10 protein-coding genes are annotated in these 18581 nt (G+C 35.7%); 8 read left to right on the top strand and 2 right to left on the bottom strand.

Annotated elements, in window-relative coordinates; translation table 11 throughout:
• Positions 1-76 precede the first annotated feature (76 nt).
• Positions 77-4237, bottom strand: coding sequence for a hybrid sensor histidine kinase/response regulator transcription factor (locus KMW28_RS23325; RefSeq protein WP_215585967.1), 4161 nt, complete (start codon positions 4235-4237; stop codon positions 77-79).
• Between the two features lie 538 nt (positions 4238-4775).
• On the opposite strand from KMW28_RS23325, the gene KMW28_RS23330 reads away from it, so the two are divergent.
• From KMW28_RS23330 to KMW28_RS23350, 5 genes are all read left to right on the top strand, one after another.
• Positions 4776-6308 carry an alpha-L-fucosidase gene (locus KMW28_RS23330; protein WP_169661986.1) on the top strand — a complete coding sequence of 511 codons (1533 nt, stop codon included), beginning with the start codon at positions 4776-4778 and terminating at the stop codon, positions 6306-6308.
• 136 nt (positions 6309-6444) lie between these two features.
• Positions 6445-8295: a GH39 family glycosyl hydrolase gene (locus KMW28_RS23335; protein WP_169661985.1), complete on the top strand. Its 1851-nt coding sequence runs from the start codon at positions 6445-6447 to the stop codon at positions 8293-8295.
• Between the two features lie 292 nt (positions 8296-8587).
• Positions 8588-10783: a T9SS type A sorting domain-containing protein gene (locus KMW28_RS23340; RefSeq protein ID WP_169661984.1), complete on the top strand. Its 2196-nt coding sequence runs from the start codon at positions 8588-8590 to the stop codon at positions 10781-10783.
• Positions 10784-10972: 189 nt separating this feature from the next.
• Positions 10973-11971 (top strand): sugar kinase, encoded by a 999-nt coding sequence (locus KMW28_RS23345; protein ID WP_169661983.1) that lies wholly within the window; start codon positions 10973-10975, stop codon positions 11969-11971.
• A gap of 2 nt (positions 11972-11973) precedes the next feature.
• A complete protein-coding gene (locus tag KMW28_RS23350) occupies positions 11974-12639 on the top strand; it encodes a bifunctional 4-hydroxy-2-oxoglutarate aldolase/2-dehydro-3-deoxy-phosphogluconate aldolase (protein ID WP_205958100.1) in 666 nt (221 codons plus the stop codon).
• Between the two features lie 90 nt (positions 12640-12729).
• On the opposite strand, the gene KMW28_RS23355 is transcribed toward KMW28_RS23350, so the two are convergent.
• A complete protein-coding gene (locus tag KMW28_RS23355; protein WP_169661982.1) occupies positions 12730-13758 on the bottom strand; it encodes a DUF3626 domain-containing protein in 1029 nt (342 codons plus the stop codon).
• Between the two features lie 204 nt (positions 13759-13962).
• Here KMW28_RS23355 and KMW28_RS23360 point away from each other — a divergent pair, with 204 nt between their 5' ends.
• The 3 genes from KMW28_RS23360 to KMW28_RS23370 all read left to right on the top strand — a co-directional run bounded on the left by KMW28_RS23360 (position 13963) and on the right by KMW28_RS23370 (position 18335).
• Positions 13963-15015, top strand: coding sequence for a hypothetical protein (locus KMW28_RS23360; protein ID WP_169661981.1), 1053 nt, complete (start codon positions 13963-13965; stop codon positions 15013-15015).
• An 86-nt stretch (positions 15016-15101) separates the two neighbouring features.
• Entirely contained in the window at positions 15102-16643 is a 1542-nt protein-coding gene (locus KMW28_RS23365; protein ID WP_169661980.1) for a sulfatase family protein, read from the top strand.
• A gap of 246 nt (positions 16644-16889) precedes the next feature.
• Positions 16890-18335 (top strand): sulfatase, encoded by a 1446-nt coding sequence (locus KMW28_RS23370; RefSeq protein WP_244994583.1) that lies wholly within the window; start codon positions 16890-16892, stop codon positions 18333-18335.
• Positions 18336-18581: the final 246 nt, after the last annotated feature.

The following is an 18581-nucleotide window of genomic DNA, read 5'->3' on the forward strand; positions in this document are numbered from 1 at the left end:
TTCCCCCCGCTGAGTTTATAATTTTTTTCTTGTTGTGGACAAGTAGATTTTTGTGGACAGTAATGAAAGAGCTGATTTATTGATTTTCAATCTCTTCCAATAGATTCTGATTGACTTGAGACTCCGATGCTTCCTTTAAATAAGCAGAAGGAGGAATGCCGAATTCCTTTTTAAAGCAGTTTCTAAAGTACTTCAGGTCGTTAAAACCAACTTCATAAGTCACATCACTTACACTGCAGCCCCCTAATTTCAACATTTGAGCGGCACGTTTCAAGCGAATATTACGAATAAAGCCTTTGGCTGTTTGACCTGTTAGGGCCTTTAGTTTCTGATTTAATCGAATTGGCGTTGCTCCATATTCTGAAGCCAATCTATCTACAGTAAATTCAGAATCAGAAATGTTTTCTTCTACGATAGCTACCAATTTCTTAAGGAAACGCTCATCTATAGAAGTATGTGTAATCTCACTAGGAGCCACATCCACTTTTGTTCTGAATTTCTTTTGCTGATTTTTTCTATTTTCAATCAATGAATGCATTCTGGCTAACAAAGTATCCGAGTTGAATGGCTTAGTCACATAAGCATCCACTCCATATTCGTAACCCTTCAATTTACTTGATTCAGAATTTTTTGCTGTCAACAAAATAATAGGAATGTGACATAACTGATTATCGTCACGAATATTTTTAGTGAGTTCATAACCATCCTTTATAGGCATCATAATGTCTGACAAAATCAAATTCGGCATCACGTCTTTTGCCAATTGAAGTCCTTTTTCACCATCTTCAGCCAAATAGACTTCGTATTCTTCTTCAAGTAGTCCTTTTAACAATTCACGGATAGAGTAATTATCATCCACTACTAAAATTTTAGATTTGCTGCTCACTTCCAACTCATCTTCTTCTTGCTGTAATTGGATTTCTTGAGCCTCTAAAATTTCTGCTTCTGTTTCGTTGAAGGTTTCTCCTTCATAGCTTTCTCTATTTAGTGGGAATTCTAAGAAGAAAGTAGTGCCTACATTCAATTCGCTTTCCACACGAATCTCACCGTGGTGTAAATCGACCAAACTTTTCGTAAATGCTAAACCGATACCTGTACCTCTATTCTTTGCTTTCTTTAGGTTGGAAACCTGATAGAAACGATTGAATAAGTAATCTAGTTTTTCTTCTGAAATACCAATACCTGTATCTTTCAACTTAATTTTTACTTTATCACCTTCTTGAGAAACAGAAAGTGATATTTCCCCTTTGTAAGTAAACTTAAAGGCATTCGATAGTAAGTTGTACATAATTTTTTCCAACTTATCTATATCCATATAGCCGTGAATATCTTCTGAGGTGAATTCTATTTTGAAATTAAGATTTTCATGTTCAGCAAACTCTTTAAACGAATGATACACCTGATCTATAAATGAAGACCAATTCCCTTTTGACAATTGAAGCTTCATTTGTCCTTGTTCTACTTTTCTGAAATCAAGTAGTTGATTGACCAAACGCATTAGATGCTGTACATTCTTAAAGATCATCTGATAACTCTTTTCGCGATCAGAAGCCGAAAGTGCTGCACCTTTTTTAATCAACTGCTCGATAGGAGTGTGGATTAAAGTAAGTGGCGTACGCAACTCATGAGAGATATTAGTGAAGAATTGCAGTTTTAACTGACTTAAGTCTTCTAGTTTCTCCCTTTCGAATTTTTCTAGTTCCAACTGACTCTTCTTACGTGCTGTAATCAAAGAATATCTAGAGAAGAAACCTACAGAACAGAAGAATAGTAAAACATATAATGTTTTCGCCCACCAGCTTAACCACCAAGGTGGAAGGATCTCAATATGCATTTCAATAGGCTTCGGATTCCAAATGTTATCACCATTAGAAGCTTTTACCTGAAGTACATATTCACCAGGAGAAAGGTTAGTGTATTTCGCTTCGCGGTGCTGAGCATCCGTTTCAATCCAATTATCGTCGAACCCGAGTAATTGATATTTATACTTGTTATTTGCAGAAGAACCATAATGCAAAGAGGCAAAACGGAAAGTAAAACTGTTCTGATCGTACGTCAGCTGTATATTCTTCGTAGTCTGTAAAGAAGTACTTAAAATCTTATGACCGTGGAACTCTTCTCCTAATTGAATGTCTTTATTTAATACCTTTAGGTTGGTGAAAATAACATTGGCAATAGTGTTATCGTCAATGATTTCATAAGGCTTAAACATATTAATACCATTAACACCACCGAATAATAATTCACCATTATTCATTTTTAGTGCCGCTAATTCACCAAACTCATCATCTTGTAAGCCATCTGAAACATCAAAGTTTTTGATTTCTCTAGTTTTAAGATTGATTTTACTAAGACCTTTATTGGTCGCCACCCAAAGGTTACCATAATCATCTTCCAACATCGATTTGATTACATTACTTGGAAGACCATTTTTTGAGGTCAACTTATCAAAGCTATAATCTTTGTTGATGATATTCTTTTCTGATATAATATTGATGCCGCCACCCATGGTTCCGGCCCAAATCTCTCCATTTGATGCTTCGAAAACAGGAATGACATAATTATAATTAAGACTCTTAGGATCGTTTTTCTTCGATTGAAGAATCGTAAACTTAGGATAATCCTTTAGCTTTTCTTCTTTATCTAAAATGATTAAACCTTTATTGGTTCCGATCCAAAGACTACCTCTTTTATCAATAGTTAAACTTCTGATAATGTCGATCACCTCATCGTCTCTATCGATAATTTGTGGGTACGACCATTTCATTTTTCCATTTTCTTCTACACCTCTTACCAATCCGCCACCATAAGTAGCCAACCATAAAATGGAATCGCCATCACTCTTGAGAGCAAAAGTGGCATTACTGTTTTCTTTAGGGTGGAAAACACATTCTTCAAGATGGTTTTCTAACTGATCTAATCGATCTTCTTCAATAGCCAATGTCTTTAATGGGTAACCCACGCCAAGTACAATTTTGTCTTTCCAACGATCGACCGCATATACTATATTTTGACCTTTTTTATTGAGACCGACACCTATTTCAGTCACTTTGCCGTTGTCGACAATGTTTAGTCCACCACCTTCAGTACCAACAAGTAATCTACCGTTTTTGTCTTCGAAACAGCCCCTAACCTTATTATATGTAAGATTGTATTCTTCGTCTCCTTTCTTTAAATGCTTGAACTTCTTTCTTCTAGGGTTGTATTTATTGATACCACTACCGTTGGTGCCGATCCAAACAACCCCTAAGTTATCTTTATATAAACAGTTAATGATGTTCGCTCCAAAACTTTCTGTATTGTCACTATTAAAGTGATTATCTACTTGAAGCTGTTTTCCGATAACATTCCATTTCAATTGATACAAGCCGGCACCTGTTCCAGCCCAGAAAATACCATCATCGTCTTTGGTTAAACTTTCTGATTTGATATCAGATACTTTGCTAAAAGAATAACTTCCCGAATCGTTATTATCGATAGTTAAATGATAAATACCATCAAAATAAGAGACCATTAATCCATTTTTTCCTTCAACAATAGCTTGAACACCGTTATCATGTGATTTTTTAAAACTTTTGAACACTCCAAACTTTTGAGTATCCGAAGGAGTAACAAAAATCTGAAGGCCTTTTTTACTTCCTACCCATAAGTTGCTTCTATGGTCAACATATAGACTCGTTATGTGATTAGAAAGAATGCTTTCGTTGTTGTGTGGATTATGATAGAATTTATTGACCGAAATAGCTTCTTTGTCGGTAAATTCATGTTTAATACAGTTTAGCCCTCTCAAGTTACCAAACCATATATTACCATGTCGGTCCGTGACAAGTTTAACAACATTATTGCTGGTAAGGAGTTTAGAATTGCCCTTGGTGTTCGCAAAGAAAGTAAACTTTTCTTTGTCTTGATGATACCTAAATAATCCAGCATCAGCAGAACCTATCCACAAGTTACCATGCTTATCTTCGGTAATTGTATTGATAAGGTTGGAGGGTAGATCATGAGTATCCATTCTGAAATTTTTAAACTCATAACCATCAAAACTAGAAAAACCATCGTTGGTACCTATCCAAATCAGGCCAGACTGATCTTGGTAAATACAATTGATATCGTTTTGTGATAACCCTTGTTTTGTTGTAAAATGATCAAAGACTATATCCTGGAAGGTTGCGTAAGCTGTATTCCAGAGACTAGTTGTTAATGTAATGAATAAGAGGTAGACAAGACTCTTAGACATCTTCGATGTTAGTAAATTCATTTATTTCTCACTTATATAATAATAAATCAAATCAAAAAGATCCATACTCAAGTAATAGAATGGTATTGAAAAGTATTGATAAGAAGTCTGTAATTCAATTTTTTGGGGGGAAGAATGAAAATACCCCCTTCATTTGCTTAAAAATTTACACTTAATAAGAGCAATTTAATCAAAAAGTTCGCATTCACACAATATTGCATAATAATAGTACGCGGTGTTATCGATATTTTCTAACATTTATTATTTCTGTTGAAATACGGAAACAGAAGTGATATCAAAAAACTAAGGATTCTTTGCTCTTTTATTTCTGTTGTTAAAAAAATTATGCTTTAAACTACGATAAATGACCAATTTGAAATTCTAACCCCTCTATTCGTTTAGTTAATTTCCAAGTACTAATTACTCAGCTAATAAATTTGAGACATATCTAAGATTTCTTAACAACACAATAGAAATTGAATGAAAAAAGATGTCTGTGACTACTTATTATTTATAGGCGTATCAAATTATATAGAGTATGAAAAATGTATTAATTATTATCGCAGCTTTCTTTATAGTTGGTTGTTCCGTACAAAGGGATAATAAGCAATCGAATAAAGAAGTTTTTACAGCTGACTGGGAATCTCTTCAACAATACGAAGTACCAACTTGGTTTCAGGATGCTAAATTAGGAATCTTTATCCACTGGGGTGCTTACTCAGTTCCCGCTTATGGATCGGAGTGGTATCCAAGGTTAATGTATATGGACAGTGTGGAGTGGACTCCAGATGGTGAAGCCCAAAAGATCGGAGCAACAGCCATTAATAAATACCATGAATCTCATTTCGGGACATTGGATAAATTCGGTTATAAAGATTTTATCCCAATGTTTAAAGGCGAAAACTTTGATGCTCAAGAATGGGTACAACTTTTTCAAGATGCAGGAGCGAAGTATATTGTACCTGTAGCTGAACACCACGATGGTTTTGCCATGTATAAATCGAAACATACACGATGGAACTCTGTAGATATGGGTCCTCAAAAAGATATTTTGGGTGAACTAACTGCTGAAGCTAGAAAGCAAGACATTAAAATTGGAGCATCATCGCATTATGCTTTTAACTGGAATTACTTTACTTACAAAAAAGGATTTGATACGATGGATCCTGAATACAGCGATTTGTATAGTAAGCCGCATGATCATTATGCACCAGCATCACAAGAATTTTTATCGCACTGGTGGGATAGAACAGTAGACATTATTGATGCTTACCAACCAGACATTTTATGGTTCGACTTCTACATTGATAGAGAAGAATTTATGCCATACCATCCAAAATTAGCCGCTTACTACTATAATAAAGGTATCGAGTGGAAAAAGGATGTAGTATTGCAAACGAAGAACTTTAAGAAAGTAACTTTCCCAGAAGGAACACATGTATTGGATATCGAAAGAGGTAAAATGTCGGATATTAATCCAAAAGTATGGCAAACGGATACTTCAATTGGTAAAAACTCATGGGGTTATGTAAGCAACTGGGAAACAAAAGATGCCAATACAATCATCGACGACTTAGTGGATATTGTAAGTAAAAATGGTTGTCTATTACTTAACGTAGGTCCAAAAGCAGATGGTACTATTCCAGATGATCAAAAAGCAATTTTATTAGAAATTGGTCAATGGTTAAAAGTAAACGGAGAGGCTATCTATGGTTCAAGACCTTGGAAGATATATGGAGATGGCCCAACGCAAGTTGCTACAGGTCACCATACAGAAGGTAAAAACAAAGATCTTACAGCAGACGATTTCAGATTCACAACGAAAAATGGAAAGCTTTATGCCATTTCTATGGATTGGGCTAGAAACGGAAAAGTAAAAATTCCTCATCTTCAAAAAGGATCTGAATATTTAACTGCTTCTATTAAAGATATCAAGTTATTGGGTGTGGAAGAGGATTTAAAATGGTCGCAAAATGAGGATTATCTAGAGGTGATGTTACCTTCAGAAAAGCCATGTGAGCATGCATTTGTCTTCGAAATTGCGTTCGATAAAACAAACAATCCATTATAATTTAAGCTATCTGATGAAAAAGCTGTAATTCTAATTTGAGTTGCAGCTTTTTTTTAATTCTAAGAAATACAAACAGAGGATTAACATTCTTCAATCAATTAGAAAACATAAAAACCTTTTTAAACAAGACATAACAATGAGAACAACTATACTAATTTTATCATTGATGTATTCTTTTGTGCTTACGGCACAGGATAAAGCAAAAGTAACCTTCGATCCATCGACAAAAATGTCTTATGATGGGGTAACAAAGTTTGAGCGTAAAAACTTTATCAATGTTCACACTACTTATGAGCATATCCCTCAGCAATTTAGAAAGGAGTTGTACGAAGAGTTAGGCGTATCCGATGGTCGATCATTTGGCTTAGGGACACCATCAAATAAATTGAGTGGAACCAACCATAAACACCCTGGAACGTTTTCAGAAAAAGCTTTAAAAGCTGAGATGAAGGAAATAGCTGCCAATTCAACTCCAAGAAAGTTCGAAGATGAAATCATTGTCACTTCTCACCCTGGATCTTATTTCCCTGTAGGTGAATTTGTATTGGAGAAGAAGAAGGAACAATTGGTAGGAATTCCTGCTATTGAAGAATATTTTCAACAAAGATTAAGAGAGTCAACGTACAGAAAAGGGTATATCGAAATATTGAATGAACCCTTTGTACACGATAGAGATATGCATACTTCGGTAGATACAATTATCGATATGTTTAAATATACAGCAAAAGCGATTCATCAAAAGTACCCTCAAGCAAAGGTGGGTGGTCCCGGACATGCTTGGCCAGCCTATGAGTTAAACGACTTTCAGATTTGGAAGGAGCGAATGGGTAAATTCATTGAGGTTGCAGGAAATGATATGGACTTTCTATCGGTTCACCTTTACTCAACGTATTATGACGATAAAGCAAGTTACCGAGCGGGTGCCAATGCAGAGGCCATACTTGATATGATTGAAGCTAAGTCATTACAAGTTACAGGTACTATTAAGCCATTAGTGATTTCAGAATATGGTTCTGGTTTTAAAAAAGGGACCAACATTGTACAAGCTTATTACAAAGAAAGAGATTGGTATGTGATTCATGGAGTGAACTCTAAAATGATGCAATTTATGAATCGACCTCATCGAATTGTAAAATCCGTTCCTTTTATATGTGGTAGAGCCGATTGGTACGATAATGAGCATCCATACCCTTGGGTACTTTTCCACAAGAAAAATAATGAATATCAGAAAACGGAATTGATTAAGTTTTATCAGTTCTGGAAAGATGTAAAAGGAGAGTATGTATTTATTCAATCGGACCATGCCGATGTTCAGACAGTAGGATTTAGAGAAGGCAACAAAGTTTTTATCTGTTTGGATAATCTAGAAGATAAAACGATCGATGTTGACTTAGCAGGAACAGGATTTAAACATCAAAAAGCTGAATTAAGAAGAATTTATAGCGAAGGGAATGGACCAATTTTATCTCAGCAGCCTATAAGTGATATATCAAAAATTACCTTGAGCTCTGATGAAACCGCCATTTTGATTTTGGAGCTAAATGATGATACTGATGAATTTTCATCCACTATTAAGTTGACTGAGCAATACCATCCGGAAACCATTCAAAAAATCGGGCAACAAGAAAAAGAATATCAATTTGATGTAAACCCAGACGAATTGGTTTTTGTCGATCTTCATTTGGGTATTGCTAGACCTATCGCAGAAGACTTTTTACCTATCGTGAAATTAAATGGTCAAAAAATTTCGGTCAGTAGAAACCAGATGGGTCGAACACAAGATTTTAAAGAACTTACTTTTGAGAATGCATTGGAACCTAAGATTAAAAGACCGCAACAGCAAAACTTCTTTGGGGTACACAAAATAGCTTTGCCTAAAGCACTTTTGAAGGAAAAAAATGTGCTATCTCTTTCTTTTGAAAAGGGTGAAGGGTTTATATCTACGGTGAAGGTGGTGCAGGGGCATCAGAGTGAAATGAACCAGTAAATAGAGAGTTTTAAAGGTAATGTCAGATCTTAATAAAGAGAAAACATTACCTTTTTTTTGACTTTCTACTCAACATCAAATTTGTAAATGGTTAATATATAGGTATTTAAATAAAAAGGAGGGTAATCAATGAATAAAAGAGGGGTATTTGATACATATCTACCTTTGTTCAGTAATTATCGAGTAAAAGAAATGTGCTTATTTATTACGTGTAGTTATTTTTGTAATCGAAATGAATAATATAAATCAGATTTGACTATTCAATAACAACTAATAAAAAAGAGACTACCAAATGAAAAGATTTTTTTTACTATTCATCAGTTTAATACCAGCACATTTATTTGCACAAAACATCATTGATGTAAATATAGATGTAAAACACTCGATTGAGGGTTTCTCTGAATTTGACAGAGATAAGTATGTGACTATTCACGCTGGCATGCGTGAAGGGGATTGGGACAATGCAGCCTCAGATCCTACGGACATCAGAAATGACTTATTAAATAATAAGAACGTATTTTTAGGTAGAGATACCGGACATATCTCATGGATATTAAGAGGTGTGGCTAAACAAGATCCTAATCGCCCAGGTTTTGCCGATACTACCTTTTTGGCACAAGAAGCCGTAAGCTACAGAAATAAATATAGTACCTACAGCGACTATGCTCACAAAAATAAGTCGTGGGTTTTAGGTGCACAACTACATCCATTTTGGCCTGACGGTCAGAAAACCAATTTAGGTTGGGCGTTATCTCAAACAGATACAGAAGAGGAGCCTTTAGGAACTGCGACAGGTGAGTATATCGCTCATTACATCAAAGAGTTTTATAAAGACCAAAACGAAGAGGAAACACCTAAGTATTTTGAGGTGATCAACGAACCGGTGTGGCACTTGGTGGATTATGGAAGCACAGATATCAAAAAGATATTCGAGTTCCATAACACTGTGGCAAGAGAGATTCGTAAAGTAAATGGCGATAAAGTTGAAATCGGTGGATACACCACTGCTTTCCCTAATTTTGAAGAGCAAAACTTTAAACGTTGGGAAGACCGTTGGAATACATTTATGGATATGTGTGGAGAGGAAATGGATTTCTGGTCGATTCACATCTATGATTTTGCTTCTATTAATGGTGGAAAAGAAATGCTTCGTAAAGGAAGTAACTTGGAGGCAACGATGGACATGATGGAACATGCCTCTTGGAATAAGTTTGATGAAGTGAAGCCTGTGATGATCTCAGAATATGGCGGACAAGCGCACGACTTCTTTAAACAACCTTGGACTCCAGAAAGAGATTGGTATCTGATGCGTTCAATGTCATCTCAGACTATGACGTTTTTAGATCGTCCTCAAGCGATTAATAAAGTGATTCCTTTCTGGGTATTGAAAGCAGAATGGGGTAGAGATTCCGAAGGTTACCCTTATTTACACCGTTTACTTCGTCAGAATGATGAGTTGGAAGGATCAACTGGCAAACATTGGGTGTACGGAGAAGTAATTAAATACTACGATCTATGGAAAGATGTTCAAGGAACAAGAGTCGATCATTTATCAAATAATTTGGACATACAGACGGATGCCTACTTAGATGGCAATGTGTTGTATTTGATCATCAATAACTTGAATCAAAATGATGAAATTATACGACCTAATATCATTGGATCAGATACGAATCCGATCACTTCAGTAGAAGTTCGACATTTGTTTGCCATTGACGATATTCCACAGATCACAAATAATGTCTTTAATGAGGTGCCAGAATCATTTTCTTTAGGAAGTGAAGGTACTTTGATTCTTGCTTATACTTTCCAAAATGAAGTAACCATTGATCAATCATCGACAGAGTCGAAATACTTTGCCACTACTTATTACCAAGAGATTGCTGGAGGGACGCCTTTAGAGTTTTCGATTCCGAATGTAACAGTAGAAGAGGAAGGTGAAGCCGTATTGAGAATTGGTATAGGTAGAGATCATGGGAAGTCGCTTTTCCCTAAGATTAAGGTGAACGGAACAGAAGTGGATGTGCCTAATAATTATAGAGGAGACGATCAGAAAGACAAGGATAGATTCTTCGGAGTTTTAGAAGTTCCTGTACCTTATGAATTGATCGAATCAAGCAATAATGTAAGTGTTGAATTTTCTGATGCAGCGGGTCACATCAGTAGTGTCTCTTTGAGGGTGTATAATTTTAGTAGACCTATCGAAAGATCTTTTGATGGCATTGATCCTCCAACGGGAATTCTTCCAGAGGAAGTATCATTAATTAAAATGTATCCGAATCCGTCAAATGGTCAGGAGGTAAATGTACTTACTCCAAAAGCAGCTACTTATATTAGAGTATTTGATATTATTGGAAACAATGTATTTGAAATAAATCAGCCAGAAAGTGAATTTAAAATACCATCAAATGTATTGAAAAGAGGAATGCATTTGGTACAATTTAACTTTGATGGTGTGGTGGTCACTAAGAAATTGCTAGTGAACTAGGCAAAAAATAAAAGCTATCGGGGTGGTATTGTCCAGAAAGAGGGTAAAAAAAGTTTTTGACCCTATTATAGTGATTTTGTCTATGTATTATCTGCCATAGAAAAGGTAATTTTAAGCTATATCCCATTATCCAATTTCTGATTGAGTGATGGGATATAGATGATTATAAATTTTTTTATTATTTGGAACATGAAAAAGATCGTCAGTTTTGGAGAGCTTTTAATTAGATTGTCCTCTCCTGGATACCAGAGACTAACGCAAACTAAATCATTAAATATAGATTTTGGTGGAGCAGAAGCAAACGTAGCTGTATCCTTAGCACAGTTTGGAGATAATGTTTCTTATGTTACTCGTGTGCCAGAAAACGATATGGTAACCAGTGCGATTCGTCATTTAAATAGCTTTAAAGTAGACACAGACGATATCCTTTTTGGTGGCGACCGAATGGGCTTATACTATTACGAAAATGGTGCAGTCGGTAGAGCTTCAAAGGTGGTGTACGATAGAAATTATTCTTCTACGGCAACCATGAAAAAAGGAATGTTCGATTGGGATGAAATCCTGAAAGATGCCGATTGGTTCCATTGGTCTGGAATTACGCCAGCCGTATCTGAGGGAGCAACAGAAGCGTTAAAAGAAGCATTGGAATTTGCTCAGGCAAAAGGTTTAACCATTTCTATGGATTATAACTTTAGAGGCAACCTATGGAAGTGGGGAAAAGAAGCCGATGAAGTAATGCCAGAATTGATGCAATACAATCACGTAATGTCGGGAACTCACCCAGACGTGGATGTATTGGCAGGGCCTATTGATGATGAGCTTTTTAAAATTGAAGGTGATAAAATCATGAAGGAATACCCTAACTGTAAAGTAGTGGTATTTACTTCTAGAGGTGTTGTTTCAGCATCGCATAATACATGGAGTGGAGCACTTTATGATGGAGAAAAAGTATATCGTTCTACTCAATATGATATCACTCATATTATTGATAGAGTAGGTGGTGGCGATTCATTTATGGCTGCACTTATTTATGGTTTAAGAAACCTAGGTGGTCCTCAAGAAACAATTGATTTTGCAGTGGCAGCATCAGCAATTAAGCACACTGTAGAAGGGGATCAAAATATCTGTACAGTAGACGAAGTACAGACTTTTATAAAAACTAACGGAACAGGAAAAATACAAAGATAATCATGAAATTTTCTAGAATAGAAGTAGCCTTAAAGATGAAAGAAGTAGGAATGGTACCTGTTTTCTATCATCAAGATGTAGAAGTGTGTAAAAAAGTGTTGAAAGCTTGTTACGATGGCGGTGCTCGTGTATTCGAGTTTACAAACAGAGGAGACTTCGCTCATGAAGTATTTGCTGAATTAGTGAAATTCAGAAATACAGATATGCCAGAAATGGCGATGGGAATTGGTAGTATTTATGATGCAGGTACGACAGCATTGTACTTACAAATTGGTGCTGACTTTATCGTATCTCCAATTCTTAATGCAGATATGGCCAAAGTATGTAACCGTAGAAAAGTATCTTGGTCACCAGGCTGTGGATCTCTAACAGAGATTTCATATGCAGAAGAATTAGGAGCAGAGGTAGTAAAAATCTTCCCAGGCGCACAAGTAGGTGGTCCAGATTTCGTGAAAGCAGTAAAGGGTCCTCAACCTTGGTCGAGCATTATGCCAACAGGTGGTGTGAAACCAGAAAGAGAAAACTTAGAAACATGGATCAAAGCCGGAGTACACTGTGTAGGTATAGGCTCACAGTTGTTCAAAAAAGGCGATGATGGACAATATAATTTAGATCAAATTACCTCTCAGGTAAAAGAGGTACTTCAGATCATTAAAGAAATACGTTAACCTGATTTATGACTTATTGGACAAATAACAAGGTTAAAAATATAGTTAATTTATTTTATAAACGTCTTCTGCATTGTGGAGGGCGTTTTTTTAATACCCAAACCTCACCAAACAATGCCACAAATACTTCAACATCTGTAAGTTCTTATGAGTTTTATTCATCTGCTTCCCAGCTTCACCCAAAACAAACGCATTAACTTTCCCATCCCTCCCAATTTTCTTAGCAAAAGCAGGAACTTCTGGACCTCTAAAATCCGAAGGAAAATCCTCCACACGAAGTTCGGGGCCTTTGTGCCAAATTAAATCGATATCAAATTTTTTGGATAGTGTTTCTAAGTGGTTACCTATTGATGTTCCAAAAAATGAATCGTCAGCAATAAGAGCATCAACATCTTCTTTTAAATTTAGATCACCATGTATTTGTGCCTCTATGTAAAAGTCTAGATTCTTAGAAGGCGGATTGAAATGGAATGCTTGCGGTAATTGTTTGTTCGTTTGTGAAAAAAAGTCTCTCACCTTATTGTGGGATACTCCTAAAGCAGTGCCTCGAATGGATAGGTCTTTTAATAAAGCGGTATTGATGAATTCAAACTCATGGATAGTGCCTAACTCTTTTGGCGATTCATAAGTGTCTCCATAAGAAAAAGTAGCTCTATTTTTAATTTCAGGTTTCAGTAGAAAATAACAAGAACCAAATCTTGGAGAGGGGCCGTCTTTTGCCAAGTTGAAATGCAATGCTCCATATTTTGGCCGTTCTGTAAAAGGTGTATTTTGATAAGATCCCTTAAAGATATGATCCTCCCATTCCTCTCTTGCACCACCCTTAAATGCAGTCACACTACCTGAAGAAACTTGAGTTTCGTATTGATTCTTATATTTCCCTGAAGCAATCATTCCTTCAATGATGAGTGCTTGGTCAGAAGTGTATCTGTCAGGATGAAAATGTATACCAATACGGGAAAATCTCTTGAGTTTATCACAATATTCGTCATATACTTTTTGATCGATACCCGATTGATATAATATCATATCTCTTATCTCAAGGTATTTATCTTGATGTATTTTGGTGTATTCTGACACCGCATTGATGGCCGATTTTTGTAATTTTGTTAAACTCATTTTTAGGTTAGTCAAACTGAAAATGCCTTTGTGTTATCTTTCAAAAATAGCACTTTATTATCTACTTTATTCATTAGGTTTTATATCAAATAGAAAAATAGATAGGTTAAAAAACTCATACAATAATTTTATATATTCACAGATACATCTCCACCAATGATTTTTTATTACTTGAAGTTGATTATTACGTCTTAGTTATTCAACATGAAACTTTTTATACTAATACTATTATTTTTCTTACAGCTTCCTTCCGACTTAGAAGTTCCCACATTCGAATTAGAAGTGAAACATCCTGGTATCAAAGAGGGGAATCAAGTGATTGGAATTGTTGAAAATGATCAGCATCAATATTCAACGAATGTGGCTTCTGTGATTTGTTACACTAACCAATGTAAGATCATTACAGTGACTTTAGAATGGGATATGTATAGTGATTTTAAGAAATTAATCATTCCCAAAGACCAACAGCTTGAAAAATATGTTGATGGTAAAGCGATGGATTTTGATGCGGCCGATTATCGAAAGTTGAATGAAATTCTACGAGATCCTTTTTCGAAGTTAGGAGGTTTGACGTATGAAGATTTACAAGTAAAAGAAGACGATTTAGATGGATATTCTGGTGCTACAAGAGAATTTATTACCGATAAAGATGTGGTGGTGGGAGCGACACTTTCTTGTTTTACATTATGGCATTGGGTGAATAATGAAAAAATTAAAAATGAACTGAGAAACAGAACTGTTCATCAATTCTCTGAAGAGGATATTAGAGCGGTGATCCAACAACCTACTGATAGGACAAACCATTTATTGTTGGATATTTTTAATCAGAGAGCCTTTGATATATCAGATTACTTCCTCTATTTCTTAGATCATACAGATAAGGTTTTTGCCGATGAATTAAAATTGATTTTAAAACAGATCAATTACGATCAAAAAATAGCATTACTCGACGCCACCAATAAGCAACAAAATCGATTACTGATTTTAAATAATCTTTTTGATACAGAAACATATCATGAAGAAATAATAGATAAAGTAAAATTTGATGATTTCAATGAGGTGAATGCATTCATCGATTACCTCACCACACAAGAAATATATACAGAAGATATCACCGAAAAATTGCTGGACAAATTGAGCATTCCAGATGTGGTGATAAGCCGATCAATATACTGGTATCTGAAAGGAAATGTACTTACGAAACCTCAGAATAAAGTCTTGAAACGATACGAAAGAGCCAATAAGCAATATCTATAATGTTTTAATGATTTGATAATGTGTCTCTGAACAAATTATTTACCCATACATACAGCCATCCATTTTTTTAATAGGACTTTTACAAAATGACAAACAATACGAGTGGAATGAGAATATTACAAACCGTCATTTTAGGACTATCCTTATTATGTATTACTTCTTGTAGTCATAAGGAAAAAGAAAACAAACTAGAGAAACCAAATATCGTTTGGGTGATGTTGGAGGACATTAGTCATGACTTTGAATGTTATGGAATGCCTGCCGTAAAAACACCTACTTTTAATGCCTTAGCAGAAGAAGGAACGTTGTATTATAATTGTTATGGGACAGCATCAATTTGTTCGACCAACCGATCTGCTATGATGGTCGGTGCCCATCAGCGATTGACCAATACGCATCACCACAGAAGCAATAGAGAAGAACCACTAGCATCGCCTTTCCAACCATTCACTTATTTATTAAAACAACAAGGATATACTAACGTCTTAGGCCATAAAAATGTAATGAAAAAAGGCCGTAAGATTGATGTGAATTTCAAGCACAAACCTATCGGGAAATGGGAAGAAGACTACGGACTTTTTGATAAGTTCGACGAGTTCACTGCAGAAGATCAACCGTTTTTTGCACAGATTCAGTTAGCCGTAACGCATAGAGGCGATTGGTGGACAGAAGTGAGAGAACAATCGGAACATCCTGTAAATCCTGCAGAGGTACAACTACCGCCGGAATATGCCGATCATCCTGCCATTCGTTTGGACTGGGCCAAATATTTAGATCAGGTCGAGTACGCTGATAACGAGATGAAAATGTTGATCGAGGAGCTAAAAGCAAAAGGAGTTTACGATAACACTGTCATTATTGTGATTGGCGATAATGGTCGTTGTAATATTAAAGGTAAAGGTTATTTGCACGATCCTGGGTCAAGAATTCCTTTAATCATCAAGTGGCCAGAAGGTTATGAGCATGATAAAGAATCTCAGCAGATTATTGCAAGTACAGATATTACCGCTACAATTTTAGATATCGCAGGTGTTGAACTTCCAGACTACTTAACAGGACAATCGTTTATTGATGAAAATTTTGATCGTAAAAACGTGTATTCATACAGAGGTTTATGGGATGAAATTCCTGAGCAAGTAAGCTCAATTACGGGAGAACGCTTTAGATATATCAGAAACGATAAACCAGAAATTCCTTACGATGCACATCAAGGGTATTTGGAATGGTACAGACCGGCAGTACATGTAATGCGATCTTTAAGTGAAGAAGGAAAACTAAACGAGATACAGCAACGTTGGTTTGAGCCAACAAAACCTCAAGAAGAGTTGTACGATTTTATTAATGATCCTTTCGAGACACATAATTTAGCGAACAATCCAGAATACAAGGACGTCTTAAAGCAAATGCGTCAAGAAACATTGGAAATGGACCAACAAATGTCGCCAGTATCTAAAGTTTACGATCCTAAAATTGTTCCTGGTTTGGCTCCTGTGAATTTTGTGAAAGAACATTATCCAAAAGAGTATCAAAGAATGCTTGATGGAGAAGAAATTGGCTACAAAAAATATTCAAAATTATACAAAAAGCACTTAGCTAAAGAGAAATCAAAATCAGTACAGTCAAAATAGAATATTATATTATAGTTAGAATCAATTGATGTGTGACTTGTATTATAAAGTTGAAAAAATACCTCTTACTCGGAGGTATTTTTTTTGTCCTAAATTTTTATAAAACCTGAAAGGATGGCGGTAAAAAGTTACTTTTTGATAAAGAAAAGCCACATATTGACGAATAGGTACATTTTTTAGATGTAAATAGACAAATAAAAAAGAAGCATAATAGACCTTTGTGTACAACATTTAAAAGGAATGAAAATGATAAAACATAGTTTACTTTTCCTATTTTTTTTAGGAGCAATGAGTTGTACAACTGTACAGAAAACACAGGAGTCAAAGGAAAAGCAACCGAATATAGTTTTACTATTTGTAGACGATTACGGTTGGTCTGATTTAGAACATAGAAACGAGACGTTTAAAACGCCTAATATTAGTCAGCTAAAAACGGAAAGTATGGAATTTACAAGAGCGTATATTCCAACTCCAACATGTAGCCCAAGTAGAGCATCTATGGTGACAGGTAAAGAGGCGGCTCGATTACAAATGCCGCGTCATATTCCACACGAACATGCGGACGGATCGAACACTCACGAATTCCATAAATGGGAAATTGACCCAGTAAGAAGAGGTTCTAAAAACTGGCTTCCATTGGAAGAAGTAACCTATGCAGAAAGAATCAAAGACTTTGGTTACTATAGTGCTTTTATTGGTAAATGGCACTTAGGTCACGAGCCTTATCACCCGATTCACCAAGGATTCGATGAGCAAATTGGCGTAAGTAACTTCGGTCATCCGAAAAGCTATTATCCAAAGTTCTTTAAAGACAATAACGCTTATACAGAATTTGATGATCAAGAAGGAGTTTATCTAACAGATGTGATGACGGACACGACAATTCACTTCTTAGAGAACTACGATAAAGATCAACCTTTCATGCTTTCGGTTTGGTATTATACTGTACACGGACCTCATATTGGTAAGAAAGAATTGGTACAAAAATACTTGGACCAAGGGATGACAAAAAAATATGCAGAGTACCATGCAATGGTAGAATGTATGGATATTTCAGTAGGTAAGATTATGGCTACATTGAAGCGTTTAAATATGGATGATAACACCATGGTCATCTTAACTTCGGATCAAGGTGGTTATTTCGAGAACCTTCCGTTATCAGGCGGAAAGAGACAGAATACTTTGGGTGAAGGTGGTGCAAGAGTGCCAATGTTTATCAAGTACCCGAATAAAGTAGAAGCTGGATCGGAATGTAACACGCCAATTCAAACTATTGATATCTTCCCTACAGTAATGGAGGTAGCATCAGGTAAAAAATACACAGATGATAATATCCAAGGTAAGAGTATCATGCCATTGCTTCAAGGTAAAGAAATGGAGGAAAGAAACTTGTACTTCATGCGTTCTTACGAAGACCAATATGCTGCGATTATGAACGGCGATTGGAAGTTGAAGAAATATCACTCAGGAAAATTCGAACTATTTAATGTAGTAGAAGATATCTCTGAAAAGAATGATTTGATCAACGCAGAAGCTGAGGCAGCACGTGTGGATAAAATGAAGAAAGAATTGCAAGAGTGGGAAGAAGAGGTATATGCAGGTTGGAAAGAAGTAACTGATGATAACTCTTACTTATACCTTCTACCAAAGAGCAAGAAGAAAGAAAAAAAGAAGCTAGAAGCTAGCAAATAAACATACTTTTCGATAAAGATTGTAAAGAGGTTGTCTCATGTTTTTTGAGTCAGCCTCTTTTTTTATACCCACCAAAACTTCGTAAGAAGAGGTAGAGGAATTCGTATTGTGTCTGTTTTGGGTTCAATACATAAAAATACACACTCCAAAAAAGCGGATATTATGTAGCTAACAGCTTAGTTTCTTGATGTTTGTCTTTGTGGAGACACAATTTATACACACAGGATCACTTTAAATCAATCATCA

Origin of the sequence: Flammeovirga yaeyamensis, assembly GCF_018736045.1 — a bacterium.
In the GTDB taxonomy this organism is placed as follows: Bacteria; Bacteroidota; Bacteroidia; order Cytophagales; family Flammeovirgaceae; genus Flammeovirga; species Flammeovirga yaeyamensis.